The sequence below is a fragment of the Streptomyces sp. NPDC001568 genome (genome assembly GCF_042893755.1).
Lineage (GTDB): Bacteria > Actinomycetota > Actinomycetes > Streptomycetales > Streptomycetaceae > Streptomyces.
Genome location: NZ_JBIAVF010000023.1, coordinates 143,015 through 169,499, shown reverse-complemented (window position 1 = coordinate 169,499; position 26,485 = coordinate 143,015). Strand labels below are relative to the sequence as shown.

Sequence of the window (26,485 nt, the reverse complement as noted above, 5' to 3'; positions counted from 1 at the left end):
TCCTGCCGGAACGGCACCGTCTGGTACAGCGACGCCGCCCCCGGCTCCGGCAGCGGGCTCCGCTCGGTGACAGCCGTCCCCCGCACCCGCTCCACGACCTGCCGCAGATGCTCCGGCGTCGTACCGCAGCAGCCACCGACCAGGGACAGCCCGTACTCGCGGACGAAGGTCTCCTGCGCGTCCGCCAGCTCGGGGGCCGACAGCGGATAGTGCGCGCCCTGCTTGGTCAGGACGGGCAGGCCGGCGTTCGGCATGCAGGACAGCGGGATGCGCGCGTTGCGCGCCAGGTGGCGCAGGTGCTCGCTCATCTCGGCGGGACCCGTCGCGCAGTTCAGGCCGATCATGTCGATCCCCAACGGCTCCAACGCCGTCAACGCCGCGCCGATCTCCGAGCCCAGCAGCATCGCGCCGGTCGCTTCGACGGTGACCTGCACGATCAGGGGCAGGTCCGACCTCCCGCACCAGTCCAGTGCGCGGCGGGCGCCGATGACGGCGGCCTTCGTCTGGAGCAGGTCCTGGGAGGTTTCCACGAGGAGGGCGTCCGCGCCGCCGTGGATGAGGCCTTCGGCGTTCTGCTGGTAGGCCTCGCGCAGCGGCTCGTACCCGACGTGGCCGAGGGTGGGCAGCTTGGTGCCGGGGCCCATGGAGCCGAGGACCCAGCGGTGCCGGCCGTCCCGTGCCGTGAAGGCGTCGGCGGATGCGCGGGCGATCCGGGCGCCCGCCTCGGCGAGCTCGTAGAGGCGTTCCTCCACTCCGTACTCGGCGAGGGCGGCCAGGTTCGTGCCGAAGGTGTTCGTCTCCACGCAGTCCACGCCGACCGCGAAGTACGCGTCGTGCACGGAGCGCACGATGTCGGGGCGGGTGACGTTGAGGATCTCGTTGCAGCCCTCCAGGCCGAGGAAGTCGTCCATCGTCGGGTCGGCGTCCTGGAGCATCGTGCCCATCGCGCCGTCGGCGACGACCACGCGGGTGGCGAACTCGTCGCGCAAGGACGGTCTCATCGCATCCCCCTCAGGTGTGCGGAGAGTTCTGTCCGGGTCGCCGGCCCGTAGGCGGTACCGAGCCGGTCCAGCAGCGCGTCGCGGGACAGGCGGTATTCCTGGGTGCCGGCATGGTCGAGTACGGTCGCCGCCACGGCGCAGCCGAGCTGGGCCGCGTACCGCTCGGGGACGCCCCACGCCGTTCCGGCGAGGAACCCGGCGCGGAAGGCGTCGCCGACTCCGGTGGGGTCGACGACGTCGGCGACCTCGACCGCGGGTACGGTCAGCGGCGCCCGGTCGATGGCCCGGATGCGTACGCCGGCCTCGCCGTGGGTGGTGACCCAGGAGCCGACCCGCCCGAGGACCTGCTCCTCGGTGAGTCCGGCCCGCTCGCAGAGCAGGGCGGATTCGTACTCGTTGGTGAACAGGCGGAGCGCGCCGTCGATCAGTTCCCGCACTTCGGCCCTGGTCAGCCGGGCCAGCTGCTGCGAGGGGTCGGAGGCGAACGGGAGGCCGAGCGTGCGGCAGTTCGCGGTGTGGCGGAGCATGGCCTCGGGGTCGTCCGGTGAGACGAGCACCAGGTCGGGACGTCCGCAGCGGGTGACGACCTCCCGCAGGTCGATCTCGCGGGCTTCGGCCATGGCGCCCGGGTAGAAGGTGGCGATCTGGTTCTGTTCCCGGTCGGTGGTGCAGACGAAGCGGGCGGTGTGCCGGGTTCCGCTCACGTGGACGGCGTCGGTGTCGACCCCATGGTCCTTGAGCCACACCCGGTACGGTTCGAAGTCCGCTCCGACCGCGCCCACCAGCAGCGGGTGCAGGCCCAGTACGCCCAGGCCGAACGCGATGTTCGCCGCCACCCCGCCCCGTCGCACATCCAGGCTGTCGGCGAGGAACGACAGGGAGACCCGGTCCAGCCGGTCCGCGAGCAGTTGCTCCGCGAACCGGCCGGGGAAGGTCATCAGATGATCGGTCGCGATGGATCCCGTGACAGCGATGCGCATGTCAGACCCCGGTGGCCTTGCGCAGGGCGTCGACGCGGTCGGTGCGCTCCCAGGTGAAGTCGGGGAGCTCGCGGCCGAAGTGGCCGTACGCGGCGGTCTGCGCGTAGATCGGGCGCAGCAGGTCCAGGTCGCGGATGATGGCGGCCGGGCGCAGGTCGAAGACCTGGCCGATGGCGTCCTCGATCTTCTGGACGTCGACCTTGGCGGTGCCGAAGGTCTCCACGAACAGGCCCACGGGCTCGGCCTTGCCGATCGCGTACGCGACCTGGACCTCGCAGCGCGAGGCCAGACCGGCGGCGACCACGTTCTTGGCGACCCAGCGCATCGCGTACGCGGCCGAGCGGTCCACCTTGGACGGGTCCTTGCCGGAGAAGGCGCCGCCGCCGTGGCGGGCCATGCCGCCGTAGGTGTCGATGATGATCTTGCGGCCGGTGAGGCCGGCGTCGCCCATCGGGCCGCCGATCTCGAAGCGACCGGTCGGGTTCACCAGCAGCCGGTAGCCCTCGGTGTCCAGCTTGATGCCGTCCTCGGCCAGCTGGGCCAGCACGTGCTCCACGACGAACGTGCGCACGTCCGGCGTCAACAGCGCGTCCAGGTCGATGTCCGCGGCGTGCTGCGAGGACACGACGACGGTGTCGAGGCGGACCGCCTTGTCCCCGTCGTACTCGATGGTGACCTGCGTCTTGCCGTCGGGACGCAGGTAGGGAACGATCCCCTCCTTGCGGACCTCCGTCAGCCGCCGCGAGAGCCGGTGCGCGATGTGGATCGGCAACGGCATCAGCTCGGGCGTCTCGTCGCAGGCGTAGCCGAACATCAGGCCCTGGTCGCCGGCGCCCTGCTTGTCGAGCTCGTCGCCCTCCTCACCCGCGGCGGCACCCTCGACCCGCTTCTCGTAGGCGGTGTCGACGCCCTGCGCGATGTCCGGGGACTGCGCGCCGATGGACACCGAGACGCCGCAGGAGGCGCCGTCGAAGCCCTTCTTCGAGGAGTCGTAGCCGATGTCCAGGATCTTCGCGCGGACGAGCTGCGCGATCGGCGCGTACGCCTTCGTCGTCACCTCGCCCGCGATGTGCACGAGACCGGTCGTGATCAGCGTCTCCACGGCCACGCGCGAGGTGGGGTCCTCGGTGAGGAGCGCGTCGAGGATCGTGTCGCTGATCTGGTCAGCGATCTTGTCGGGGTGACCCTCGGTCACGGACTCCGAGGTGAACAGGCGGCGGCTCATGCCCGCGCCACCTGGACGGAGAAGAAGTTGGCCTGGATGGCGTCGAGGGTGCGGATCTCGTCGACCTCCAGGGTCTCCAGCTGGATCGCGCGGCCGCTGTGCTGCTCCAGCAGGAAGACGAACTCGACGAAGGACAGCGAGTCGATCAGTCGGTGCTCGATGAGGTCCAGGTCGGAAGCGATGTCGTCGAGGTCCTCGTGGCGGGCGAGGAGCCAGTTCTTCATGAACAGCAGACCTTCGGACATGGTGTCTCTCCTTGAAGTGCGGTGCACGGTTTCGGTGCCGGCCGCGGGAGCGGCCGGGGATGCGGTTGCGTTCCCGGTGCCGTCCGCGTTCCCGTTCGCGGCCCGGCACGGGCCCAGCGGATCGGGCGACGCGAGCTGCACGGGCGGTGCGGGGTGTCCGGGCGGTAGGGCCACCGGGACCGGGGCGGCGATGGCCACCGCGTAGTCCACGTCGTGGCTGATGGAGACGCGAACGCCGGCGATGCCCGACGCGGCGGCCATCGCGGCCGCCGCCCCGTGGAACTCCACGAGCGGCCAGCCGCCCTCGGAGCGCCGGACGACGATGTCCAGCCAGGGCAGGAACGCGGCGGTCCGGTCGCGCAGTGTCTTGAAGGCCGCCTCCTTGGCGGCGATCCGCCCGCACAGGCCCAGGACGTCGAGCCTGATGGAGGTGCGGCAGTCGGCGAGTTCGCCGGGGGTGAGCATGCGCTGGAAGAAGTCCTCGCCGTAGGCGGCGAGCAGCCGGCGGACACGGGTGACGGACACGATGTCCATGCCGAGGTTCGCCCAGCCCAGGCCGCCCGCCGGCGGGGCGGCGACGGGTCGGGTCGGCACGTCAGATCGCCGGCCCGGCCGCGTTCGCGCGCAGGACCGCGGCGGTCGCCGCTTCCCAGCTGCCGTGGCGGCGGGTGAGCGCGGACAGCCAGCGCTCCAGGCCGAAGGCGACGCAGCTGGTGAAGGCCGGGCCGGCTCCGGAGGCGAGGGGGATGTCGCAGCGGTCGCCGAAGAAGTTGCGGTGGGTGTTGACCGAGGCGATGGCGAGGTCCTCGTACAGGAACTCGTGCTTGACCGGGGTCAGGCGCTGGAGCACCGCCTTGGAGCTGCCCTTGTCGAAGAACGGGTCGCAGGCGGCTTCCCGGCGCAGCGGCAGGTCCAGGGCCCGGGCGAAGGCGGTGATCCGGCCGGTGAAGGAGGCCAGGTGTGCCTCGGCGTGTTCGCGGGAGCCGATGGCGACGATCTCCCTCATGCGGAAGCCGAGTTGCCGGCGCAGGCCCTCGTAGTGCGCTTCCTTGCGGAAGCACCAGCCGACCACGGTGACGAGTTCGTCGTCGGCGGCCGGTCGGCCCTGGTGGTCGATGTAGACGGCGTAGCAGGCCGCGGACGGCAGGCCGAGCGCGGCCGGTTCGAGGGCATCGCAGGGGAAGCAGCCGGAGTCCGTACAGAACTCGCTGGTCTCCCGGACGTCCAGGTTGAGGGGCGCGGCCACGACGGCCTGGTGGGGGAAGTTGTCGTAGTAGTCGAGCCGGGCCAGGTCGGCGGCGGGGAGCAGCGGGGGCATCGTCATGGCGCGGGCTCCCGCTCGTACGCCCCAGCCTTCGAAGGTGTCGTCGAGGAGTCGCAGCAGGGCGGTTCCCTCGGGGCCGAGCGACGGCAGGCCCTGCGTGTCCGTGGCGCTCGCGGTGGTCGTGACGGTCATGGGGGTCACCTCTCGGGCGGCGGTCGGCCCTCTCAGACGACGGGCAGTACGTCGTCCGTGAAGATCCCGGTCTTCAGGAAGAAGCCGAGGGGCTTGCGGATGGTCTTGCGTTCGAAGGGACGGCGGCGCTCGTCGGCGACCAGCGCGTTGCGCAGACCGATCGGGTCGGCGATGCCGGCGTCGCGGTAGACGTGCGGGTTGTAGAGGGAGTTGACGCTGTAGACCACGTACCGCTTGAGGTAGGCCTCGACCTCGGCGACCCGGGCGGCGGGGACGGCTTCGCGCATCCGGGTGAAGAGCAGGGAGACGAGTTCGCGGCCGAAGGCGATGTGCCGGGACTCGTCCTGGTGGTGGATGCGGTTGACCTCGCGGATGGTGTGGCAGAGCGAAGTGTCGCGGGCCATCCGGGTGTTGTAGTGGTCGACGAGCTCCTCGAAGAACAGGATGCGGGCGAAGACGAGGAAGTTCTCCACCTCCGGCTCCCAGGCGGAGTCGGCGCGCAGGGCCGTCGAGCCGTAGATCTTGTCTCCGTAGCGGCGGCAGAACTCGGCGAAGAACCACATGTGTTCGTTCTCCTCACCGATGAAGTGGTGGAAGAAGTCGGAGGGCACCTCGAAGCCGGGCATGTGGATCCGCCCGACGACCTCGATGAGCAGTTCGCGGATGCCGTGCACGTTGAGGCTGTAGAAGTTGATGCTCTCCCACTTGGACAGCCGCTGGAGGGTCTGCTCGTCGAACTCGTCGTAGAACGGGGTGCCGTGGACCGTGAGCAGCTCGGGGGTCATCCACATCCGACCCTCTTCGAGCTTCTCGGGCCAGTCGAACTGCTGGTACGGGTTGTAGTACTCCTCGATGGAACGGGAGCTGAGCCGGTCCAGGACTTCCAGGAAGCGGTCGGTGACCGGCAGGGGGGCGCTGACGCCCATGGTGTCTCCTCGGTGTGGTGGTGGGGGCGTCGCGCCGCCCATCGGGGGGCGGGGCCTACGGCCGGACTTCGTAGACGGCGTTGACGGGGGTTTCCGTCGCGCGGCGCCAGCGGGTGAAGCCGGCCTCTTCGGCGATGGCGCGGAAGGCCTGCTCGCCGGAGTGGTTGCCGAGGGCGTGGGGGCCGCGCTGGGCGACGGCCACGGGCAGGCACATCACGGCGGACAGTGCCATGAACATGCGGGCGGCGGGGGTCTGGGTGTCGATGTCGGCGGGCGACACGTTGGACTCGACGAGCATCCAGGTGCCGTCGGCGTCCAGGGACTTGTGGACGTGCTGGGCGGCGGAGACGGGGTCGCCCATGTCGTGGAGGGCGTTGAAGAAGGTGACGAGGTCGTAGCCGGTGCCCGGGTAGTCGTCGGCGGACGCGACCTCGAAGACGACCCGGTCGGACAGCCCGGCTTCCTCGGCGAGCTGCCGGGCGAGGGAGATGGCTTCCTCGGAGTAGTCGAAGCCGTGGACGGTCGCCTGCGGGAAGGCCTTCGCGATCAGCAGGGTGGTGTGGCCGACGCCGCAGCCGACGTCGGCCACGGTGCCGCCGGCGGCGAGCTTGCCGGTGACGCCTTCGAGGGCGGGCAGCCAGTCGGGGACGAGGCGGTGCTCGTAGGTGGGCTGGAAGAAGCTGCCCATGCCGGTGTCGAGGGCCGGGTCGTGCTCGGCCCAGCCGACGCCGTCGCCGGAGCGGTACGCGTCGACGAGGAGGTCCTCGGTGCCGTAGAGGGCCTTGAGGGCGGTGAAGAACCCGGCGGCGTAGGTGACGGCGTTCGGATCGGCGAGCACGGGGGCGTGGTCGGCGGGCAGCGTGTACGTGTCGTCGCCGGTGTGGCGTTCGACGTACCCGGCGCTCAGCTGGGCGTGCAGCCACTCCTCGGCGTAGCGCGCGTCGATGCCGGTGCGTTCGGCGAGGGCGGCCGGGGTCAGCGGGCCGGCCTCGGCGAGGGCGCGGTACAGGCCGAGCCGTTCGCCGAGGGCGACGGTGAGGCCGCGTACGGCGGCGCCGGCGTCGCTGATGACGCGCTGGTGGAAGTCCTGGGTGCCGGTCATGCCGCTCTCACCTCAAGGGTCGGGAGGTCGCAGGTGAACAGGAAGGAACGCGGGACGCGCGGGACGGCGCGCGCCGGGACGGGGTAGGGCCAGCGGCCGAAGTCGGCTCCGGGCTCACCGGGCTGGCGGACCTCCCGTACGGCCCAGCCGCATTCGGCGAGGAGCTGCTCGGGGGTCTCCGTACCGAACAGCCACGGGTTCCCGTCCTCCTTGAGGGAGTTCAGGAAGGGCCGGGACAGCGGATTGTTCAGGGCGGATGCGCTGATGACGTCGCCGAGGAGGACCGACCCCGGGGCGGAGTGCCCGGCGAGCGTGGAGATCAGGTTGCGGACGGCGTCCTCGGGGAGGAAGAAGAGCAGCCCTTCGACGATCCACAGCACCGGTTCGTCGGCGCGCCAGCCCGCCGCGGCGAGGGGGCCGGTCCAGTCCTGGGTGAGGTCGACGGGGACGGTGACGCGGGTGCGGCCGGCCGGGTCGGGTTCGGCGGCCAGCATGTCGGCCTTGGCCTCGAGGAGCGCGGGGCGGTCGAGTTCGTAGACGGTGATCCCGTCGGGCCACGGCAGCCGGTAGAAGCGGGTGTCCATGCCGGCGGCGAGGAAGACGACCTGGCGGATGCCGTGCTCCTCGACGGCGCGGACGATGGCCCGGTCCAGGTAGGTGGTGCGGATCGCGAGGAACGGCACGGTGCCGGCCCCCGCGTAGCGCTCCAGCAGTTCGAAGCCGATGGTGTCGGCGACGGTGCGCGCGTACGGATCGGCGAACAGCCGGTCCTCGCGGTCGGTCTCCAGGGCCCGCGCTGCGGCGGTCCACTGGGCGGTGCGGGATACGGCCTCCACGGGAGGTCTCCCTTCACTTCGGCGGACAGGGTGGGGGCGGTGACGGGCTCGGGTGTCCCGTACCGGCCGGGTCAGGCCACGGAGCGCACGCAGGCGACCGGGTCCTCCGCCGCGCAGGACGAGGCGGGGTGGTCGGCGTCGGACTCGGCGGGCCGCCGCCGGAAGATGCTGTGGAGGATCATGCTGAACACGACCCTGCCCTCGTGGTCCACGAGCGTGCACCTGGGCTGGACGACGCCGGTGGTCGGGTTGAACGGCGAGGGCCGGGACCCGAGGATCTCGACGCGTGCCGTGAGCACGTCGCCGGGGCGTACGGGCCTGAGGTAGCGGATCTCGTCGACGCCGGGCGAGCCGGTACAGGCGCTGTAGGCGAGGAGCCCGTCGACGTAGCGGCGCATGAACATCGAGGCGCTGTGCCAGCCGCTGGCGATGAGACCGCCGAACGCGCTCTGGGCTGCGAGGCCCGGGTCGGTGTGGAAGGGCTGCGGGTCGAAGCGCTTCCCGAACTCCAGCACCTCGTCGGCGGTGACGGTGATGGTGCCCAGCTCGTGGACGTCACCGGTCCGGAAGTCCTCGAAGTAGCGCATCACGCGCCCCCCTTGACGTAGAGGAGTGTTTCTCTGGCGTGAACCAATCTACGAATCGGCCTTTTATTTTGTCAACCCAAAAGAAGACCGAATCGGCTGTTATCGCGGAAGGGCCCGCCGCAGGGCCTGCTCCACGTCCTGCCACAGGTCCTCGGGGGCCTCGATCCCCACCGACATCCGCACCAGGCCGGAGCCGATGCCGGCCGCCGCCAACGCCCCTTCGTCCAGCTCGCGGTGGGAGGTGGACGCCGGGTGCGTCACCAGCGTCTCGACGCCGCCCAGGGACAGCGCGAGCCGTGCCACCCGGACGCCCTCGACGAAGGCGCGACCGGCCTCCCGGCCGCCCTCCAGCTCGAACGAAAGCAACCCGCCGCCACCGGAGAGCACGGCCCTGGCGGTGGCGTACGAGGGGTGGGTTCCCAGCCACGGCCAGTGGACGGCGCCCACGGCGGGGTGGGCGGCGAGCCGCTCGGCGAGCAGACCCGCGTTCGCGCAGTGCTCGCGCATCCGCAGGGGCAGCGTGGCGATGCCGCGCAGCGTCAGCCAGGCGGCGAACGGATCGGCGCAGGCGCCGAGTTCGACGGTGCGCGGCCACACCTCGCGGCGCAGGGCGTCGTCGGCGAAGACGGCGGCGCCGCCGAGGACGTCGGAGTGCCCGGCCAGGTACTTGGTCGTGGAGTGGAGCACGATGTCGGCGCCGAACTCGATCGGGCGGCACAGGACGGGCGAGGCGAGGGAGTTGTCGACGGCGCTGGTCACCCCGCGCCGCCGGGCCGCGGCCAGCAGGCCCGGCAGGTCGGGGACCCGGCCGGTCGGATTGGCGATGGTCTCCAGCAGGAGCAGCCGGGTGCGCGGTCCGGCGAGCTCCTCGAACTCCTGCGGCCCGTCGCCGTCGATGTGGACGACCTCGATGCCGTGGCGCTCCGCGAGGTCGTTCAGCGCCGCGTACGTGCCCCCGTACAGGCACCGCTGCGCGATGACCTGGTCGCCGGGGCGCAGCAGCGCGAGCAGGACGCCGCTGATGGCGCCCATGCCGGAGGCGAAGGCGATGGCCGAGGCGCCGCCCTCCAGACCGGCGAGGGTCTGCTCCAGGGCCCGTACGGTCGGGTTGCCGCGGCGGCCGTAGACGTACGCCCCGTCGGGGCCCGCCATCGCGTGCGCCAGTTCGTCGGCGGAGTCGAAGGCGAAGGCGGACGACTGGACGAGCGGCACGGACAGCGGTCTGCTCGGGCCGGCGGCGGGCTCGTTCACGACGTGCACGGCGCGGGTGCGGATGTCCCTCATAGGGCGGTCTCCTTCGGTCGGACATCGGGTGGGGGTACCCGGGGGTCGGTCCTCCCGTACCGGGGCGACGTGCGGATCCCGGTACGGCACGGATCCCGGTACGGCAAAGGGGCCGCCCGACGTCCGGGAAGGACGTCGGGCGGCCCCTTGGGTGCGTGCGGGACGGGTCCCGGACGTCACACCTTCGCGGCCTCGGTGCGCGACGCGGGGGCGCCGGCGCCGGCGTCGGTGTCGGAGGAAGCGGGTGCGGCGGGCGACTTGTCGCCCTTCATCAGCAGGAGCGTGACCACCGCGCCGGCGGCGGCGATGCCGGCGGCGCCGAGGAACGCGGCGCTGAAGCCGTCGGTGAGGGCGGGCAGGTTGCCCAGTTCGCCGGCGCCCTGGGTGGTGGCGAGAGCGGTGAGGGCGGCCAGACCCAGGGCGGAGCCCACGTTGTAGGTGGTGTTGACGATGCCCGAGGCCAGACCGGCCTGCTCCTGTGGGGCGCCGGACATCGCAGCGATCATCGCCGGGATGTAGGCGAGGGCCATGCCGAGCGCGGCGACGAGCGAGGCGGGCAGGACGTCGACCAGGAAGGAGCCGGTCGGCTCGACGGCGGACAGCCAGACCAGGCCGGCGGCGAGGAGCAGCAGGCCACCCGCGATCAGCGGTTTGGCTCCGAACCGGCCCATGAGGCGGGAGGTGATCGCCGTCATGAAGATCATCAGCAGGATGGTCATGGGGAGCAGGGCCGCGCCGGAGGCGAAGGCGCCGTAGTCGAGGACCTGCTGGAGGTAGAGGTTGAGGAAGTACCACATGGGGATCCAGGCGGCGCCGAGGAGCGTCATCGCGAGGTTGGCCGATCCCAGGCGCGGGATCCGCCAGACGCCGAGCGGCATGAGCGGCTCGCGGACGGTCCGCTGGATCACGAGGAACAGCGCCAGCAGGGCGGCTGCGGCGACCAGCTCCAGCACGGTGGCGGTGGCGCCCCAGCCGACCTCGGGGGCCCGGACGACCGCGAAGACGGCGAGCGCGAGTCCGGCGGTGACGGCGACGGCGCCGAGGACGTCCACGGAACCGCGGCGGGCCTGGACGGCGGGCAGCAGCTTGGTGGCGGCGAGGGTCGCGACGCCGATCGGGACGTAGATGATGAACACCCACGGCCAGCTCATCCATTCGGTGAACACGCCACCGAGGAACACGCCCGCGGTTCCGCCGGCGGGTGCGGCGGCCCCGTAGAGGGCCATCGCCTTGCCGAGTTCCTTCGGGTTGTGCCCGAAGAGGATCATGAGCAGGGTCATGGCCGACGGTGCGATCAGCGCGCCACCGACGCCCTGCACGGCGCGGCCGGCGATCTCGACCGCCGCGTTCTGCGCCGCGGCGGCGAGCACCGATCCGATGACCATCGTGACCCAGCCGGCCGCGAAGATCCTGCGTGCCCCGAACAGGTCGGAGAGCCGGCCGCCCAGCAGGAGTAACCCGGCGAAGACGATGACGTAGGCGTTGAAGACCCACTGCAACTCGCCCTGCGAGAAGCCGAGGTCCTTCTGCATCTCGGGGAGCGCGACTCCGATGATCGAGGTGTCCATGATCACCATGAACTGTGCGGTGGCAAGCACGCCAAGTGCCCACCAGCGCCGGGGATTGACGGTTGACATTGCCCTGACCCTCCTCTGCCCTATACCCCTGGGGGGTACCTTCGCGGAGCAACGTAGCATACCCATGGGGGGTATGTAAGCAAGCAGGAACGGCGTTCGAGCCAAGGTCTCGCAGGCTTGGATCCGGGCGCTCCGCCGGGGAGTTCGAACCATCAGGAGTCCGGCATTTGCGGCACCTCCACCACCGTCCGCCGCTTCCGGGGGCGTGAGGTTAGGTTAGGCTTAGCTAAAATTCATCCGCCGGGTGGATACCGGTGCGCCGGCCGTCACGGTAGGCGCCCACCGTGGTGGCGCCGAGCCGTCGTACGGCCCGCCGGACGGCGGGCGGCAGGCACGCGTGACAGCCCATCAAGCATCCCCGCCGGGTCCCGCGCCCGGCACCGAGCAGGCACGAAGAGGGACGAAGAACATGACGGTACGGGTCGCGGTGGCCGGGGCCAGCGGGTACGCCGGAGGGGAGATCCTGCGGCTGCTCGTGACGCACCCCGGCGTCGAGATCGGCGCGGTGGCCGCGCACAGCAGCGCGGGACGCAGGCTCGGGGCGGTGCAGCCGCACCTGCCCGCCCTCGCGGACCGGGTGCTGGCGGAGACCTCCGCGGAGTCCCTCCAGGGACACGACGTGGTGTTCCTGGCCCTGCCGCACGGCGAATCGGCCGCGCTCGCCGAACAGTTGGACCCGGGCGTGCTGATCGTGGACTGCGGCGCCGACTTCCGGCTGGAGGACGCCGCCGCATGGCGCCGGTTCTACGGTTCGGAACACGCCGGGACCTGGCCGTACGGGCTTCCCGAGCTCCCGGGCGCGCGGGACGCGCTCAAGGGCGCGAACCGGATCGCCGTACCGGGCTGCTTCCCGACCGCGGTGACCCTGGCGATGTACCCCGCCTTCGCCGCGGGCCTGATCGAGCCGGAGGCCGTGATCGTCGCGGCGAGCGGCGCCTCGGGCGCGGGCCGCGCCGCCAAAGCGCACCTCCTCGGCTCCGAACTGATGGGCTCGATGAGCCCGTACGGCGTCGGCGGCGGCCACCGGCACACCCCGGAGCTGACCCAGAACCTGTCCCGGCTGGCGGGCGGGCGCGTGAGCGTCTCGTTCACCCCGACGCTCGCGCCGATGCCGCGCGGCATCCTCGCCACCTGCTCGGCGCGGCTGCGTCCCGGCTCCGCCGCCGGGACGCGGGAGGCGCGGGCCGCGTACGAGGGCGCGTACGCCGGCGAGCCCTTCGTCCGGCTGCTGCCGGCCGGACAGTGGCCGCGGACCGGCGCCGTGCTCGGGTCCAACAGCGCGCAGGTGCAGGTCGTGGTGGACGAGGACGCCGGCCGTCTGATCGCCGTGAGCGCCATCGACAACCTCACGAAGGGCACCGCGGGTGGCGCGGTGCAGAGCATGAATGTCGCCCTCGGCCTGCCGGAAACGCAGGGCCTGCCGACGAATGGAGTCGCTCCGTGACCGTGACCGCCGCACAGGGATTCGACGCGAGCGGCGTGGCCGCCGGGATCAAGGAATCCGGTGCTCCCGACCTCGCCCTGGTGGTGAACCGCGGCCCGTCGCGGGCGGCCGCCGGCGTCTTCACCTCCAACCGCGTCCAGGCGGCTCCCGTCCGCTGGTCGCGGGAGGTCCTGGCCGACGGTCGGATATCGGCCGTCGTACTGAACTCCGGTGGCGCCAACGCCTGTACGGGGCCCGCCGGCGCCGAGGACACCCGGGTGACGGCCGAGCTGACGGCCGATGCCCTGGGCGTGGACCCGCGGGAGGTCGCGGTGTGCTCGACCGGGCTCATCGGCGTCCGACTGCCCATGGACCGGATCACCGAGGGGATCGGCGCCGCCGCCGCACGACTGACGCCCGAGGGGGGCGAGGACGCGGCGGTCGCGATCAAGACGACGGACTCCGTCCACAAGACGGCGGTGGCGCACGGAGCGGGCTGGACCGTGGGCGGCATGGCGAAGGGCGCGGGCATGCTCGCGCCCGGCCTCGCCACCATGCTCGTCGTCCTCACCACGGACGCCGACGTCACGGCGGAGGTCCTCGACTCCGCCCTGCGGGACGCCGTACGCACCACCTTCGACCGGGTCGACTCCGACGGCTGCATGTCCACGAACGACACCGTGCTCCTGCTGGCCTCGGGCGCCTGCGAAGTGACGCCCGACCAGGCCGACTTCACCCGTGTCGTGCACACCGTGTGCCTGGACCTCGCGCGGCAGTTGGTCGCGGACGCGGAGGGCGCCTCGAAGGAGATCGAGGTGGCCGTCGTCGGCGCGGCCCGCGAGTCCGACGCGGTGACGGTGGCCCGCTCCGTCGCGCGCAACAACCTGCTCAAGTGCGCCCTGCACGGCGAGGACCCCAACTGGGGCCGGGTCCTGTCGGCGATCGGCACGACGGACGCGGCCTTCGACCCCGACCGCCTGGACGTGGCCATCAACGGCGTATGGGTGTGCCGGGACGGCGCCGCCGGCGAGTCCCGCGACAAGGTCGACATGTCCGCCCGCGAGATCGTGATCACGATCGACCTGCGCGCCGGCGAGACGTCCGCCACCGTGTGGACCAACGACCTGACCGCCGAGTACGTCCACGAGAACAGCGCGTACAGCTCATGAGCGGAACGGGCACACCGATGAAGTCACGCGTCCCCGCGCCCCCGCGCCCGGAGCCGGTCACCGCCGGCTCGGATGCGGACCTGCACGATCCGGCTCTCCTGGAGCGGCTCCGCGGCCGGACCGTCGTCATCAAGTTCGGCGGCAACGCCATGGTCGACGAGGAACTCAAGGCCACGTTCGCCGAGGACGTCGTACGGCTGCGGCGCGCCGGCCTGTTCCCGGTCGTCGTGCACGGCGGCGGCCCGCAGATCAGCCGCATGCTCGACCGGCTCGACCTGGAGGTCCGCTTCGAGGCGGGCCTGCGGGTGACCACTCCGGACGTCATGGACGTGGTGCGGATGGTGCTGACGGGCCGGGTGCAGCGGGAGTTGGTGGGGCTGATCAACGCCCACGGGCCCCTCGCGGTCGGCATGTCGGGCGAGGACGCGCACACCATGACCGCCGTACGGCGGGCCGCCTGGGTCGACGGCGAACCCGTCGACATCGGGCTGGTCGGCGACATCGTCGACGTGGACGCGGACACCATCCGGGCGCTCCTGGACCGGGGCCGCATCCCCGTCGTCTCCCCCGTGGCCCGCGGCGCGGACGGGCAGGTCTACAACATCAACGCGGACCTCGCGGCCTCGGCGTTGGCCGTCGCCCTCGACGCGGAGAAGCTGCTGATGCTGACCGACGTCGAGGGGGTCTACGCGAACTGGCCGCACAGCACCGACGTGATCGAGCGCCTGACGGCCGAGGGCGTGGAGAAGCTGATGCCGGAGCTGTCCAGCGGGATGCTCCCCAAGATGGAGGGCTGCCTGCGCGCCGTCCGGGCGGGCGTGCGCACGGCGCACGTACTGGACGGCCGGGTGCCGCACTCCGTGCTGCGGGGCGTCGCGCCCGCCGAGGTCCACGGCACCACCGTGGTCCCGGACCCGCGGGAGACGGACCCCGAGCGGACCGGCCCGGACCGGACGGGCCCGGACCGGACGTACCGGGAGACGAAGGACCCGCGGCAGGCGCACCCTGGGCGGACGGACCAGAAGGCGAGCACCGCGTGACCCTCGACAACGACCTGACCGGCCGCTGGCGCGCGGTGATGATGGACAACTACGGCACCCCGCCGCTGGCTCTGGTCCGCGGCGAGGGCAGCACGGTGTGGGACGAGGACGGGCGGGCCTACGCCGATTTCACCGGCGGGATCGCCGTGAACACCCTGGGCCACGCCCACCCCGCCGTGGTGTCGGCCGTCACCCGTCAGCTCTCGACGCTGGGGCACGTCTCCAACCTCTTCGTCTCCGAGCCCGGGGTCGCGCTCGCGGAGCGCCTGGTGGGGCTGCTGGGTCGGCCCGGGCGGGTCTTCTTCGCCAACTCCGGTACGGAGGCCGTCGAAGCCGCGTTCAAGATCGCCCGGCGCACGGGGCGCGGCGGTGTGGTCGCCGCCGAGGGCGGCTTCCACGGCCGCACCATGGGCGCGCTCGCCCTCACCGGGCAGCCCGGCAAGCGCGAGCCCTTCCTGCCGCTGCCCGGCGGGGTGTCCCACGTACCGTACGGCGACGTCGAGGCGTTGCGGGCCGCGGTCACCGAGGAGACGGCGGCGTTGTTCCTGGAGCCGGTGCAGGGCGAGGCCGGTGTCATCGTGGCGCCCGAGGGCTACCTGCGGGCGGCTCGCGAGATCACCCGGGCGACCGGGACGCTGCTGGTGCTGGACGAGGTCCAGACCGGGATCGGCCGCACCGGCCACTGGTTCGCCCATCAGGCACTGGACGGCGTCGACCCCGACGTGGTGCTCCTGGCCAAGGGGCTCGGCGGTGGTCTGCCGATCGGTGCGACGATCGCCTTCGGCGCGGCGGCAGACCTGTTGACGCCCGGTCAGCACGGGTCGACCTTCGGCGGTGGCCCCGCGTCCTGCGCGGCCGGGCTCGCGGTCCTGGAGGCCATCGAGTCCGAGGACCTGCTCGCGCACGTGACGCGGCAGGGCGAGCGGCTCCGACGCGGCATCCGGGCGCTGGGGCATCCGCTGGTGACCGAAGTCCGGGGCGCGGGGCTGCTGGTGGGCATCGGCCTGAGCGGGCCGGTCGCCCCGCGCGTGCAGCGGGCGGCGCAGGACGCGGGGTTCCTCGTCAATGCCGCCGGACCCGCGACCGTACGGCTCGCTCCGGCGCTGACCGTCCCCGAGTCCCAGGTGGACGCCCTGCTGGCGGCCCTCCCGGGGATCCTCGACGCCTGAGGCGGATGCCCTCCGGGCACGGCCGGAAGCGGCCCGCGGAAGCGCCCCGCGGGCCATGCCCCTGTCGGCACGGTCTAGAGCGAGCGGGTGAGGATCCGCGCATTGCGGTCGGGGGACAGGGAGTCCACCCAGGCCGGCGGGGCGGCGGCGACGTGGGCCGGGGCGAAGCCGTGGCGGCGGAACAGCTCGCCGCCGCCCGTCGTCGCGGTGAACAGGGCGCTCAGCGCGTGGGAGTCGGCCCTGGCCAGCGCGGCGGTCAGCAGCCCGGCGCCCAGTCCGCGGCCCTGGCTGCCGGGGGCGACGCAGAAGTTGTAGAGGACGCCCGAGGCGCCGCGGCCGGTGCCCGCCGCGGCGGGGTGGACCCGTAGGGCCAGACAACCCCGGAGCGTTCCGTCGGGGGCGTCCGCCACGAGGAAGTCGGCGGCGTCCGCGACGTACAGGGAGAGGGGGCGCGCCCGCAGGGCTCCCGAGCGGACGAACGGCCGGGACAGGGTCGCGAGGGCGGCGGCGTCCCCGGAGTGCGCGGAGCGTACGGGGAAGGCGTCGGGCAGAGCGGCACGATCGGACCGGGGGGCGGTCCGCGAGGCGAGCGTGATCAAGGGTTCCCTTTCCATACGGCGCCGGCGCGAACGGAGGGCGGCTCGTTCACCGCACCACCCCGGAACCACGCAACCAAGGTTAGCCTTACTTAAGTAGGAGGCAAAACCCGGGGCGCCCCTCCGCGCCGACCGGTCAACGCGGTTGCCGGCGAACGGCGCCGCACCCCACGCCCCGGGGCGTCACGCGTCCCGGCGCGCCCCAGGCGCACCCTCGCCCACCCCGAACTCCCCCACCCCGAACTCCCCCGCCGCGAGGCCTCCCGCACCGGAGCCACCCGCCCCGACGCCCGGGTCGGGCCGGCCGCCCGGCGAGAGCACCGGGTCGTCGAGCTGGACGATCCGGTAACCGGTCCGACCGCTCCCGGCCTTGGCGACTCGACGCCTCCCACCCGGGGCGGTCCGCGTCGGCCGGGCCCGCTGGGCGGCCGCGATCAGAGCCCCGACCTGCGGCGCCTCGGAGCGCAGGCGGTTGAAGCCGCGGATGGAGATGCCGACGAGGCTCGCCGCGGCGGGCCAGGCCGCGCCCTTGCGTATCGCGTCGAGCAGGAGATGGAGCGCGGCGGGCGTCGGCTCGGCCCCCGGGCGCAACCCGTGGGCCTCCGCGAGGGCGTGCGCGGCGCGCAGCGCCCCGGCGAAGGCGGCGTCGATCTCCAACCACTCGCGCAGGATGCGTTCGGGGACTCCGGCGGCCGCCGCGCAGCCGGGGACGGACAGCCCCTGCGCCGCGCCGCGCAGGGCGTCCGCCATACGGGCAATCGTTTCTTCACGCTGACTGGGCGTCCGGCTCAGCGCCTCGCGCAGCGCGCGTTCCATCTCTTCCCGGGACCCCAAGCAGGCCACGACCTCGTCGGCCCACTCGTCCTGCTGCGCTCGGCGTCGCACCTGCTCCTGCATCCCAGCACCCCCATGTTTAGGTAAGCCTAACCTAGGTGGGATGCGGGTGGACGGGTGGATTTTCCGAGCGGGCGGAACCGAACTGACCTACAGCGCCTTCGACTCGGGCGTCCGCGCCCCGTCCACGAACGTGGCCACCACCTGGATGTCGCCGACGACCGAGGCGTCGACGCGGCGCGGGTCGTCGCCCAGCACCACCAGGTCGGCGCGCTTGCCGGCGGTGAGGCTGCCCGCGCTGTCGTCCCAGTGGCAGGCGTACCCGCCGGCGACCGTGTACGCGTGCAGCGCCTGGTCGACGGTGATGCCCTCGTCCGGCCCGACGGGCAGGCCCGTCGAGGAGGCCCGTTCGACCATGAACTGGATCGCCCGCAGCGGGGATCCGTCCGTGACGGGCCGGTCGGAGCTGCCGACGAGGGTGACGCCGTGGTCCAGGAAGCCCTTGCCGCGGTACATCCAGGGCGCCCGCTCCTCGCCCATGATGGCGGAGTAGTCGTCCCCGAAGGAGTGGAGGAAGTTCGGCTGGACGACGGCGGCCACCCCGAGCCGGGCGAAGCGCGGCAGTTGGTCGGGCCGGATCAGGCCCGCGTGTTCGACGCGGTGCCGGGCCCCGGGGCGCGGCCGCAGGCGCTGCGCGCGCTCGATCCCCTCCAGCGCGAGGTCGGCGGCGCGGTCGCCGATGGCATGGACGGCGAGCTGCCATCCGGCGAGGTGACCGTCCACGATGGTGTCCAACAGCCGCTGCGGGTCGCCCTGGAGCTGCCCGAGGTGTTCCGTGCCCTCGTACGGCCTGGTGAGGGCGGCGGTGCGGGCCATCATGCCGCCGTCGGTGTAGACCTTGAGCGCGCCCAGGGAGAGCCAGTCGTCGCCGAAGCCGGTGCGCATGCCGAGGCCGAGCGCGCGGGGGATGCCGTCGGCGTCCGGTGTGGTGACGGGGCGCAGGGTGTCGGCGGCCGCCATGAGCTGGACGCGCAGGGGCAGCCGGCCCTCGTCGCGCAGGAGTTGGTAGGCGCCGAGTTCGACGGGGCTGTGGCCGAGGAGGCCGCCGCCGATGCCCGCCTCCGCGCAGGCGGTGACGCCCTCGGCGAGGCAGGTCCGACCGGCGCGCTCGATGGCGTCGGCGAGTTCCCGCTGGGAGTACGGGGGCCGCAGGGCCCGGGCGGCGCTCATGGCGCCCTCGGCGAGGAAGCCGTCCTCGTGGGGGACGCCCGCCGGGAGCCGGTCGAGCACCGCGGTGTTGACGACGCAGGCGTGCCCGGACTCGTGCATCAGGAACACCTGGTGGCCCGCGCCGACCCGGTCGAGTTCGGCCGCGGTCAGGTGCCGTCCGAGCGCCCGCTGGTCGTACCCGGCGATGTCCACCCAGGAGCCGGGCTCGTTCCGGCCGGAGACGGCTTCCGCGACGACGGCGAGGACGTCGTCGATCCGCGTGAGGCCCGCGACGCTCGGGGTGGCGGCCTTCAGCCCGGTCCAGGCCAGGTGCACGTGGCTGTCGATGAACCCCGGCAGGACGGTGGCGCCCTGGAGGTCGATGACCTCGCGGGCGGGGAGTCCGGTCACCGCGTCGTCCAGGCCGACGATCCGGCCGTGCCAGATCCCCAGGTCGTGGGCCACGGGGTGGTCCGGGTCCATCGTGAGGATGTTGGCGTTCGTCAGCCTCGTGCAGAGCATGGTGGTCCGTCCGTCACTGGAGGAGTTCGGCCACCGGGGCTCCGGCGGCCGTGCCGACTCGTTTGCGGGCCGCGGGCACCATCAGGGGCGTTCCGGTCTCCGGGTCGTCGATGATCCGGCAGGAGAGGCCGAACACGTCCTGGATGAGATCGGCGGTCATGATCGTCGCGGGGTCGCCCTCGGCGGCGATGATGCCTCCCGGCTTCATCACGATGAGGTGCGTGGCGTAGCGGCAGGCCTGGTTGAGGTCGTGGAGCACCGCGACGATGGTCTGTCCCTTGCGCTCGTGCAGTTCGGCGCACAGGTCGAGCACCTCGACCTGGTGGGCGATGTCGAGGAAGGTGGTCGGCTCGTCGAGCAGCAGGATGGAGGTCTGCTGCGCCAGCACCATGGACAGCCAGACGCGCTGGCGCTGGCCGCCCGACAGGTCGTCGACGGGCCGCTCGGCGAGTTCGAGGACGCCGGTCTGGCGCATGGCCTCCGCGACGGCGGCCTCGTCCTCGGCGGACCACTGCTTGAGCAGCTTCTGGTGCGGATAGCGGCCGCGGGCGACGAGGTCGCCGACCGTGATGCCGCCGGGCGCGGTGGAGGTCTGCGGGAGCAGGCCGAGCCGGCGCGCGACCTCGCGGGAGCGGTAGGTGGAGATCGCGGCCCCGTCGAGGTAGACCTCGCCCGTCTTCGGTTTGATCATCCGTGCGAGTGCCTTGAGCAGGGTGGACTTGCCGCAGGCGTTGGGGCCGATGATCACCGTGAAGGAGTGGTCGGGTATGACCACGTCCAGGGAGGTGGCCACCGTCCGCTGGTCATAGGTCAGCGTCAGGTCCTCGGCCCTGAGGCGGGCGGTGGGGACGTTCTCAGCACTCATGCGCGGCTCTTTCGTGACTCCATGACCAGCAGCCAGATCAGGTACAACCCGCCGACGGTGCCGGTCGCCGTGCCCACCGGCAGGAGGGCGGGGGAAAAGATTCGCTGGACGGCGAGGTCGCTGCCGGCCAGCAGGACGGCGCCCATGGCGGCGGACGGCATCAGGGCCGGTCCGGACGACCGGGACAGCTTGCGGGCCAGTTGGGGCGCCGCGAGCGCGACGAACCAGATGGGTCCGGTGACCGCGGTGGCGAAGGCCGCCAGGGCGACACTGATGACGAGGAGCGCGGTCCGGGTCGCGCCGACGTTGACGCCCAGCGCCGTGGCCGTGGTGTCGCCCATCTCCACCATGGAGAGCCGGCGGGCGAACAGCAGGGCGAGCGGGAGGAGGACGGCGACGGCGATGACGATGGTGTTGGCGTGTTCCCAGCCGCGGTTGCCGAGGCTGCCGATGAGCCAGGCCTGGGCCTCCAGGGCCTCCTGCCAGGTCGCCCGGGTGAGCAGGTAGGAGTTGAAGGCGAGCAGCAGGGCGCTCACCCCGATGCCGATGACGATGAGCCGGAAGCCCTGCATGCCGCTGCCGAGGAGCAGCAGGTACATGACGGCGGCCGTGGCGAGCCCGCCGACCAGGGCGCCGAGGGCGATCTGGGTCATGCTGCCGTGCGTCACGACGATGACGACGAGCGCGCCGGTCGCCGATCCGTTGGTGAAGCCGATGATGTCGGGGCTGCCCAGCGGGTTGTTGGTCAGGCTCTGCAGGATGGCCCCGCTGACGGCGAGGGCCGCGCCGACGCACAGGGCGGTCAGCAGCCGGGGCATGCGCAACGTGTTGACGACGAAGTCGGCGGCGCCGCCGCCGTCGCCGAAGAGGGCTCCGAGCACCTCGCCGACGGACAGGCTGAAGTCACCGGTCGTCAGGCTGATCGTCATGACCGTCAGGAGCAGGGCCAGCAGGATCAGGGTGACGGCCACGCTGCGGCCCTGGACCCGCAGCGAGAGGCGTCCGCCCCGGGTGCGCAGGACGCTACCGGTGACGATGCGGGGCGTGGGGGTGGTGGGGGCGGCGGAGGCCTCGGCCTCGGGTGCGGCACTCACAGCATGACCAACTTTCGGCGGCGGCACAGCGCGATGAACAGCGGTGCGCCGAGGAACGCGGTGACGATGCCGACCTGGATCTCGCCGGGCGCCCCGAGCACCCGGCCCAGTACGTCCGCTCCGATCAGCAGGACGGGCGCGATCAGCATGGAGTACGCCAGTACCCAGCGCTGGTCGGGGCCGACCACGAACCGGGCCACGTGCGGAACCGCCAGGCCCACGAAGCCGATCGGCCCGGCGGCGGCGGTCGCGGCGCCGCAGAGCAGCATCACGGCGACGGCGCCCAGGGCGCGGGTGCGGGTGATGTTCACGCCGAGGGCGCGACCCACGTCCTCGCCCATGCCGAGGGCGTTGAGGGCGGGGGCGATCCCGAGGGCGATGAACAGTCCGACGACGACGAAGGGCAGGATCAGGTACACGAAGTCGAGGTTGCGGCCCGCGAGGGCGCCCACCGTCCAGAACCTGAACTGGTTGAAGGCCTGCGGGTCGAGGAGCAGGACGGCCGTGTTGAAGGCGGTGAGCACCGCCGTGACGGCGGCTCCCGCGACGACCAGCCGGTCGGGCGTGGCCAGGCTCCGCCCGGAGGATCCGAGCAGGTAGACCACCACCGAGGCGATGGCGGCCCCGGCGAACGCGAACCACACGTAGCCCAGGGCCGTGCCGATGCCGAGGAACGAGATCGCGACGACCACGCCGGTGGAGGCGCCGAGGCTGACGCCGAGCAGACCGGGGTCCGCGAGCGGGTTGCGGGTCAGCGCCTGCATGAGCGCGCCGGACAGACCGAGGGCCAGGCCGACGACGAGTCCGAGGAGGGTACGGGGGATCCGGTACTCGTGGATGATGACCGAGGCCTGCGACCCGTCGGGGTTCCAGAGCACGTTCCACGTGGCGGAGAACGGGATGCCCTTGGTGCCGACCCACACGCTGAGCAGCGAGACCAGGAGGAGCGCGGCGAGCCCGACGACGAGACCGGCGCCCCGCGCCGCCGTCACGGACCGCGACTTGGGTGGTGCGACGTGGCCCTTGGCCCCGGTTCCCGGTTCCGCCCGGGCTTCGACCGACAACAACTACTACTCCCCCTGGCGGCAGTTAGCCGGCGACGAGCGAAAGGTGATGAACCGACGACATGATACTTAGGTGAGCCTAAGCGAACCCTCCGGACCAGGTCAACGCGTGGACGGATGAGGCAATCGGCACATAGGGGGCAGCGGCTGGACAGCACCCCGCCGCGCGGCTTGTTTAAGGTAGCCTTACCTAACTATTTGATCATTCTCATATTTGCCGGAGGAACACATGCTCGACGGAGGACCTACCGGGAGCCAAGTCCTCCGGCAAGCGATCGGCGGCCAACGCCGCCGCATCGCGACGGCGTCCGCCCTCGGCATGACCCACCAGGGCTGCGAGGCCCTGGTCCCCGTCGTCATCGGGATCATCATCGACCAGGCCGTGGCCACGGGATCCTCCGGGGCCCTGCTGCGCTGGCTGATCGTCCTCGCCGGCCTCTTCCTCATCCTGTCGACCTGCTACCGGATCTCCGCGAGGATCACCGACGGATCCGCCGAATACGCGGGCCACGGCCTGCGCCTCACCCTCGGCAGGAAGGTGCTCGACCCGCGCGGCGGCGCCGACAAGGGTCGGCTGCCCGGCGCCCTGACCGCCATCGCCACCGGTGACGCGACCCGCGTCGGCGCGACCGCCGCCGCGATGACGTACGCCCTGTCGGGGGCCGCCGGCCTCGTCATCAGCGCCGTCGCCCTGCTGCGCATCTCGGTGCCGCTGGGCCTGCTGATCCTCCTCGGCGTCCCGCCCCTGCTGTGGCTCGGCCACCTCATCAGCCGCCCCCTGGAACGGCGCAGCGAGGTCGAACAGGACCGCGCCGCGCACGCCTCGGGCGTCGCCGCCGACCTCGTCGCCGGCCTGCGCGTCCTCAAGGGCATCGGAGCCGAGGGCGCCGCGGTCTCCCGGTACGAGCGCACCAGCCGGGACTCCCTCGTCGCCGCGCTGCGCGCCGCCGGCAGCCGGGCCTGGCACGACGGCGCGATCCTCGCCCTGACCGGCATCTTCATCGCGATCATCGGACTCGTCGGCGCGCACCTCGCGATGCGGGGCTCGATCAGCGTGGGCGAACTCGTCGCGGCCGTCGGCCTCGCCCAGTACCTCCTGGGACCGTTCCAGCTCCTCACCTACGTCAACGGCGAGTTCGCCCAGGGCCGCGCCTCCGCCGAGCGGATCGCCGAGGTGCTCGCCGCACCGCCCGCCGTCACCGCCGGAACGGCCGCGCTCCCCACGCCCGTCGCCGGTCGGGTGCGCCTCAGCGGCGTCTCGTACGGGGCGCTGCGCGGCCTCGACCTCGACGTCGCCCCCGGGAGCCTGATCGGTGTCGTCGCGAAGGACCCGGCCGTCGCCAACGACCTGCTGCTGTGCCTGGGCCGCGAATCGGACCCCGACGAAGGGGTGATCGAGCTCGACGGCATCGCGCTGACCGACCTCGACCCCGACGACGCCCGCCGGGCGATCCTCGTCGCCCACCACGACGCCGACCTGTTCGAGGGCAGCCTGCTCGACAACGTACGGGCGGGCGCGGCCGACGGGACGGCCGACCCCGGTCCGGCCCTGGCCGCCTCCACCGCGGACGACGTCGCCCGCTCGCTGCCCCGGGGCGTGGACACCCCGCTCACCGAGCGCGGCCGCTCCCTCTCCGGCGGACAGCGCCAACGCGTCGCACTGGCCCGCGCCCTGGCCGCCGACCCGCCCGTACTCGTCGTCCACGACCCGACGACCGCCGTCGACACCGTCACCGAGTCCCGCATCGCGGCCCGCCTGAAGCAACTGCGGCCCGGCCGCACCACCTTCCTGGTCACCACGAGCCCCGCGCTCCTCGCCGCGACCGACCGGGTCGTCGTCCTGGACGAGGGATCCGTCACCGCGGAGGGCCTCCACCAGGACCTGGTCACCGCGGACGGTGCCTACCGCGCGACGGTGCTGGCATGACCGACACGAACCAGAAGGCCGGCGCCGGAGCGCGCCCGGACCACGCGGACGCGGAGAACGAAGGACGGACGATGAGCGGATCCACCACGGCGGATCGCGAACTGCTGCCCACGGCGACCGGCGCCCGGACCTTCGCCGTGCTGCGCACCCTGCTGCGCGGCCACCGCCTGCTGGCCGTGTCGGCGCTGGCCGTCCTCGTCCTCGGAACGGGCATCGGCCTGCTGACCGCCCCGCTGCTCGGGCGCATCGTCGACCTCGTCGTCGACCAGCGGGGGGCCGCGTCGCTGACCGTGCCGATGGTCCTGCTCCTCGTCGTCGCGGCGGCCCGCGGCGTCGCCACCGCGATCGGCAGCTCCCTCGTCGCCCGGCTCGGCGAGACGATCCTCGCGAACCTGCGGGAACGTTTCATCGCCCGGGCCCTGCGGCTGCCCCTGGAGCGCGTCGAGCGGGCCGGTTCCGGCGACCTGACCTCGCGGGTGACCGGCGACGTCACCGTCATCGCGCGGGCCGTGCGTCAGGCCCTGCCCGAGTTCGCGGGCGCCCTGCTCACCATCGTGCTGACCCTGGCCGGACTGGCCGTGCTCGACTGGCGGTTCCTCGCCGCGGTCCTGCTCGCCGTACCCGTCCACATCCTGTCCGTGCGCTGGTACATCCCCCGCGCCTCGTCCGTGTACGCCCGACACCGCGTGGCCACCGGGGCGCTCCAGCACCAGCTCCTCGACAGCATCGGCGGCGTCCGTACCGTCCGCGCGTTCCGCCTCGGAGGCACGCACGCCCAGTTGCTGGAGCAGCGGTCCCGGGAGGCCGTCGACCTCGCGCTGCGCGGCATCCGTCTCGTGTCCGGCTTCTTCTCCCGGCTGAACCTCGCCGAGTTCATCGGCCTGGCGGCCGTCCTCGTCACCGGCTTCCACCTGGTCGACAACGGATCCGTCAGCATCGGCACGGCCACCGCGGCCGCCCTGTACTTCCACAGCCTCTTCAACCCGGTCAACGCCGCGCTCTTCCTCATCGACGAGGCGCAGTCCGCCGGTGCGAGCCTGGCCCGCCTGGTCGGCGTGTCCGAGCTGCCCGCCGAGCGCGAACCGCGGGAGCCGGGCACGCCCGCCGACGGTTCCGTCACGGTCCGCGCGCTGAGCCACGCGTACGTGTCGGGGCACCCCGTCCTGCGCGAGGTCGACCTGGAGGTCCGCAGCGGCGAACGGGTCGCCCTCGTCGGCGCGAGCGGCGCCGGCAAGACCACCCTCGCGAAGCTCATCGCCGGCGTGCACGAGCCGTCCGGCGGCTCGATCCTCCTCGGCGGCGTCGACGCCCGGGAGCTGGGTCCCGCCGGGATCCGCCGGACGGTGACGCTGATCAGCCAGGAGGTCCACGTGTTCGCCGGGCCGCTGGCCGAGGACATGCGGCTGGCCCGGCCGGAGGCCACCGACGAGGAACTGCGGGCGGCCCTCGACCGGGTGGGCGCCCTGGACTGGGCGCTCGCGCTGCCCGAGGGCCTCGCCACCGTGGTCGGCGAGGGCGGGCACCGACTCACCGTCACCCAGGCCCAGCACCTGGCCCTGGCCCGGCTGGTCCTCGCCGACCCGCCGGTGGCGATCCTGGACGAGGCCACCGCCGACGCGGGCAGCGCCGGCGCCCGGGTCCTGGAGACGGCGGCCCTGCGGGCCCTTGAGGGGCGCACCGGCCTGATGGTCGCGCACCGGCTCCCGCAGGCCGCGACCGCCGACCGGATCGTGGTCCTCGACCAGGGGCGGGTCGTCGAGACCGGCACGCACGACGAACTCGTCGCCGCGGGCGGGCGCTACGCCGACCTCTGGGAGGCCTGGTCCGCCAGCCGCCGGGAGCCCGGGGACGCCGCTGCGCCGCCCGCGCCGAGGAAGCCCGTGACGCCGTCGGCACCGGCCGCGCCGACCCCCTGACCCACCGGGGCCGGCAGCCCCCGGGCGGAACCCCGAACGCCGCGCGTCCCTTTCCCCGGGAAGGACGCGCGGCGTTTTCCGTACCCGCGCCGGGGACGGTACGGGTGCCGGTGCCGGTGCCGGTCATCCGGGGCCCCGCGCCCCGACCCACTACCGGAACCCGGGGTCCGACAGTGCGGCACCCCGCAGGCCGGCCCCGCCGCCGCGGGCGCAGAGGCGGGGACCGGCGGTCCCGGGCCGGGCGACGGCGCGGTCGCGCCGCCGGGTCCGGCGAGCGGGCGCGAGGCCGCCGCACCGCCCCCTGCGCCACGGCCCCGGGCCGCAACGCACGGACGCCGCCCGCGGCGAGGAGGGTTCCTCACCGCGGGCGGCGTCGTG

Annotated in this window: 23 protein-coding genes; 6 read left to right on the top strand and 17 right to left on the bottom strand. The window is 72.9% G+C overall.

Annotated elements, in window-relative coordinates:
- From ACFY0I_RS33915 to ACFY0I_RS33865, 11 genes are all read right to left on the bottom strand, one after another.
- Positions 1–1,001, bottom strand: a 1,001-nt coding sequence (locus ACFY0I_RS33915) for a homocysteine S-methyltransferase family protein (protein ID WP_388902987.1), incomplete at its 3' end; no start/stop codon positions are given.
- Positions 998–1,981: a carbohydrate kinase family protein gene (locus ACFY0I_RS33910; RefSeq protein ID WP_388902984.1), complete on the bottom strand. Its 984-nt coding sequence runs from the start codon at positions 1,979–1,981 to the stop codon at positions 998–1,000. The genes ACFY0I_RS33915 and ACFY0I_RS33910, both read right to left, overlap by 4 nt.
- 1 nt (position 1,982) lies before the next feature.
- Complete coding sequence (gene metK / locus ACFY0I_RS33905; RefSeq protein ID WP_388902981.1) at positions 1,983–3,206, bottom strand: methionine adenosyltransferase; 1,224 nt, start codon at positions 3,204–3,206, stop codon at positions 1,983–1,985.
- Positions 3,203–4,045, bottom strand: a complete 843-nt coding sequence (locus ACFY0I_RS33900; protein ID WP_388902978.1) for a 4'-phosphopantetheinyl transferase superfamily protein — start codon at positions 4,043–4,045, stop codon at positions 3,203–3,205. The genes metK and ACFY0I_RS33900 overlap by 4 nt, the downstream gene beginning before the upstream one ends.
- 1 nt (position 4,046) lies before the next feature.
- Positions 4,047–4,907, bottom strand: a complete 861-nt coding sequence (locus tag ACFY0I_RS33895) for a hypothetical protein (RefSeq protein ID WP_388902976.1) — start codon at positions 4,905–4,907, stop codon at positions 4,047–4,049.
- Positions 4,908–4,939: 32 nt separating this feature from the next.
- Positions 4,940–5,833, bottom strand: coding sequence for a diiron oxygenase (locus ACFY0I_RS33890; RefSeq protein WP_388902973.1), 894 nt, complete (start codon positions 5,831–5,833; stop codon positions 4,940–4,942).
- A 55-nt stretch (positions 5,834–5,888) separates the two neighbouring features.
- Positions 5,889–6,935, bottom strand: a complete 1,047-nt coding sequence (locus tag ACFY0I_RS33885; protein ID WP_388902971.1) for a class I SAM-dependent methyltransferase — start codon at positions 6,933–6,935, stop codon at positions 5,889–5,891.
- Positions 6,932–7,771, bottom strand: a complete 840-nt coding sequence (locus ACFY0I_RS33880; RefSeq protein WP_388902968.1) for a class I SAM-dependent methyltransferase — start codon at positions 7,769–7,771, stop codon at positions 6,932–6,934. Before ACFY0I_RS33880 ends, ACFY0I_RS33885 begins: the two co-directional genes overlap by 4 nt.
- Positions 7,772–7,842: 71 nt before the next feature.
- Positions 7,843–8,358 carry a MaoC family dehydratase gene (locus ACFY0I_RS33875; protein WP_388902967.1) on the bottom strand — a complete coding sequence of 172 codons (516 nt, stop codon included), beginning with the start codon at positions 8,356–8,358 and terminating at the stop codon, positions 7,843–7,845.
- A gap of 99 nt (positions 8,359–8,457) precedes the next feature.
- On the bottom strand, positions 8,458–9,642 hold the full coding sequence (locus tag ACFY0I_RS33870; RefSeq protein ID WP_388902965.1) for a trans-sulfuration enzyme family protein: 1,185 nt from the start codon (positions 9,640–9,642) through the stop codon (positions 8,458–8,460).
- 176 nt (positions 9,643–9,818) lie between these two features.
- Positions 9,819–11,279 (bottom strand): MFS transporter, encoded by a 1,461-nt coding sequence (locus ACFY0I_RS33865; protein WP_388902963.1) that lies wholly within the window; start codon positions 11,277–11,279, stop codon positions 9,819–9,821.
- A 409-nt stretch (positions 11,280–11,688) separates the two neighbouring features.
- On the opposite strand from ACFY0I_RS33865, the gene argC reads away from it, so the two are divergent.
- The 4 genes from argC (at position 11,689) to ACFY0I_RS33845 (ending at position 16,080) form a co-directional block, all read left to right on the top strand.
- Positions 11,689–12,723 (top strand): N-acetyl-gamma-glutamyl-phosphate reductase, encoded by a 1,035-nt coding sequence (gene argC / locus ACFY0I_RS33860; protein ID WP_388902961.1) that lies wholly within the window; start codon positions 11,689–11,691, stop codon positions 12,721–12,723.
- The gene (gene argJ, locus ACFY0I_RS33855; RefSeq protein ID WP_388902958.1) at positions 12,720–13,871 is read left to right on the top strand and encodes a bifunctional glutamate N-acetyltransferase/amino-acid acetyltransferase ArgJ; all 1,152 of its coding nucleotides are present in this window, start codon (positions 12,720–12,722) and stop codon (positions 13,869–13,871) included. The genes argC and argJ overlap by 4 nt, the downstream gene beginning before the upstream one ends.
- A 149-nt stretch (positions 13,872–14,020) precedes the next feature.
- Entirely contained in the window at positions 14,021–14,911 is an 891-nt protein-coding gene (argB, locus tag ACFY0I_RS33850; RefSeq protein ID WP_388903002.1) for an acetylglutamate kinase, read from the top strand.
- A complete protein-coding gene (locus ACFY0I_RS33845; RefSeq protein ID WP_388902957.1) occupies positions 14,908–16,080 on the top strand; it encodes an acetylornithine transaminase in 1,173 nt (390 codons plus the stop codon). Before argB ends, ACFY0I_RS33845 begins: the two co-directional genes overlap by 4 nt.
- A gap of 74 nt (positions 16,081–16,154) precedes the next feature.
- Here the strand turns inward: ACFY0I_RS33845 and ACFY0I_RS33840 are convergent, their stop codons facing one another.
- The 6 genes from ACFY0I_RS33840 to ACFY0I_RS33815 all read right to left on the bottom strand — a co-directional run bounded on the left by ACFY0I_RS33840 (position 16,155) and on the right by ACFY0I_RS33815 (position 22,264).
- The gene (locus ACFY0I_RS33840) at positions 16,155–16,679 is read right to left on the bottom strand and encodes a GNAT family N-acetyltransferase (RefSeq protein ID WP_388902954.1); all 525 of its coding nucleotides are present in this window, start codon (positions 16,677–16,679) and stop codon (positions 16,155–16,157) included.
- 180 nt (positions 16,680–16,859) lie between these two features.
- Entirely contained in the window at positions 16,860–17,573 is a 714-nt protein-coding gene (locus tag ACFY0I_RS33835) for a hypothetical protein (protein WP_388902952.1), read from the bottom strand.
- An 87-nt stretch (positions 17,574–17,660) separates the two neighbouring features.
- The gene (locus ACFY0I_RS33830; RefSeq protein WP_388902949.1) at positions 17,661–19,241 is read right to left on the bottom strand and encodes an amidohydrolase; all 1,581 of its coding nucleotides are present in this window, start codon (positions 19,239–19,241) and stop codon (positions 17,661–17,663) included.
- 13 nt (positions 19,242–19,254) lie between these two features.
- On the bottom strand, positions 19,255–20,106 hold the full coding sequence (locus ACFY0I_RS33825) for an ABC transporter ATP-binding protein (RefSeq protein WP_388902947.1): 852 nt from the start codon (positions 20,104–20,106) through the stop codon (positions 19,255–19,257).
- Positions 20,103–21,200, bottom strand: coding sequence for a FecCD family ABC transporter permease (locus tag ACFY0I_RS33820; protein WP_388902944.1), 1,098 nt, complete (start codon positions 21,198–21,200; stop codon positions 20,103–20,105). Before ACFY0I_RS33820 ends, ACFY0I_RS33825 begins: the two co-directional genes overlap by 4 nt.
- A complete protein-coding gene (locus ACFY0I_RS33815) occupies positions 21,197–22,264 on the bottom strand; it encodes a FecCD family ABC transporter permease (protein WP_388903000.1) in 1,068 nt (355 codons plus the stop codon). Before ACFY0I_RS33815 ends, ACFY0I_RS33820 begins: the two co-directional genes overlap by 4 nt.
- A gap of 229 nt (positions 22,265–22,493) precedes the next feature.
- On the opposite strand from ACFY0I_RS33815, the gene ACFY0I_RS33810 reads away from it, so the two are divergent.
- Positions 22,494–24,191: an ABC transporter ATP-binding protein gene (locus tag ACFY0I_RS33810; RefSeq protein ID WP_388902943.1), complete on the top strand. Its 1,698-nt coding sequence runs from the start codon at positions 22,494–22,496 to the stop codon at positions 24,189–24,191.
- A 71-nt stretch (positions 24,192–24,262) separates the two neighbouring features.
- On the top strand, positions 24,263–26,107 hold the full coding sequence (locus tag ACFY0I_RS33805) for an ABC transporter ATP-binding protein (protein WP_388902997.1): 1,845 nt from the start codon (positions 24,263–24,265) through the stop codon (positions 26,105–26,107).
- Positions 26,108–26,485 lie beyond the last annotated feature (378 nt).

Coding starts and splice junctions, on each gene's coding strand:
- ACFY0I_RS33910 (WP_388902984.1), bottom strand. CDS start 1,981: ATGCGCATCGCTGTCACGGGATCCATCGCGACCGATCATCTGATGACC.
- metK (WP_388902981.1), bottom strand. CDS start 3,206: ATGAGCCGCCGCCTGTTCACCTCGGAGTCCGTGACCGAGGGTCACCCC.
- ACFY0I_RS33895 (WP_388902976.1), bottom strand. CDS start 4,907: ATGACCGTCACGACCACCGCGAGCGCCACGGACACGCAGGGCCTGCCG.
- ACFY0I_RS33890 (WP_388902973.1), bottom strand. CDS start 5,833: ATGGGCGTCAGCGCCCCCCTGCCGGTCACCGACCGCTTCCTGGAAGTC.
- ACFY0I_RS33885 (WP_388902971.1), bottom strand. CDS start 6,935: ATGACCGGCACCCAGGACTTCCACCAGCGCGTCATCAGCGACGCCGGC.
- ACFY0I_RS33875 (WP_388902967.1), bottom strand. CDS start 8,358: ATGCGCTACTTCGAGGACTTCCGGACCGGTGACGTCCACGAGCTGGGC.
- ACFY0I_RS33870 (WP_388902965.1), bottom strand. CDS start 9,642: ATGAGGGACATCCGCACCCGCGCCGTGCACGTCGTGAACGAGCCCGCC.
- ACFY0I_RS33865 (WP_388902963.1), bottom strand. CDS start 11,279: ATGTCAACCGTCAATCCCCGGCGCTGGTGGGCACTTGGCGTGCTTGCC.
- argC (WP_388902961.1), top strand. CDS start 11,689: ATGACGGTACGGGTCGCGGTGGCCGGGGCCAGCGGGTACGCCGGAGGG.
- argB (WP_388903002.1), top strand. CDS start 14,021: ATGGTCGACGAGGAACTCAAGGCCACGTTCGCCGAGGACGTCGTACGG.
- ACFY0I_RS33835 (WP_388902952.1), bottom strand. CDS start 17,573: ATGCAGGAGCAGGTGCGACGCCGAGCGCAGCAGGACGAGTGGGCCGAC.
- ACFY0I_RS33830 (WP_388902949.1), bottom strand. CDS start 19,241: ATGCTCTGCACGAGGCTGACGAACGCCAACATCCTCACGATGGACCCG.
- ACFY0I_RS33825 (WP_388902947.1), bottom strand. CDS start 20,106: ATGAGTGCTGAGAACGTCCCCACCGCCCGCCTCAGGGCCGAGGACCTG.
- ACFY0I_RS33810 (WP_388902943.1), top strand. CDS start 22,494: ATGCTCGACGGAGGACCTACCGGGAGCCAAGTCCTCCGGCAAGCGATC.
- ACFY0I_RS33805 (WP_388902997.1), top strand. CDS start 24,263: ATGAGCGGATCCACCACGGCGGATCGCGAACTGCTGCCCACGGCGACC.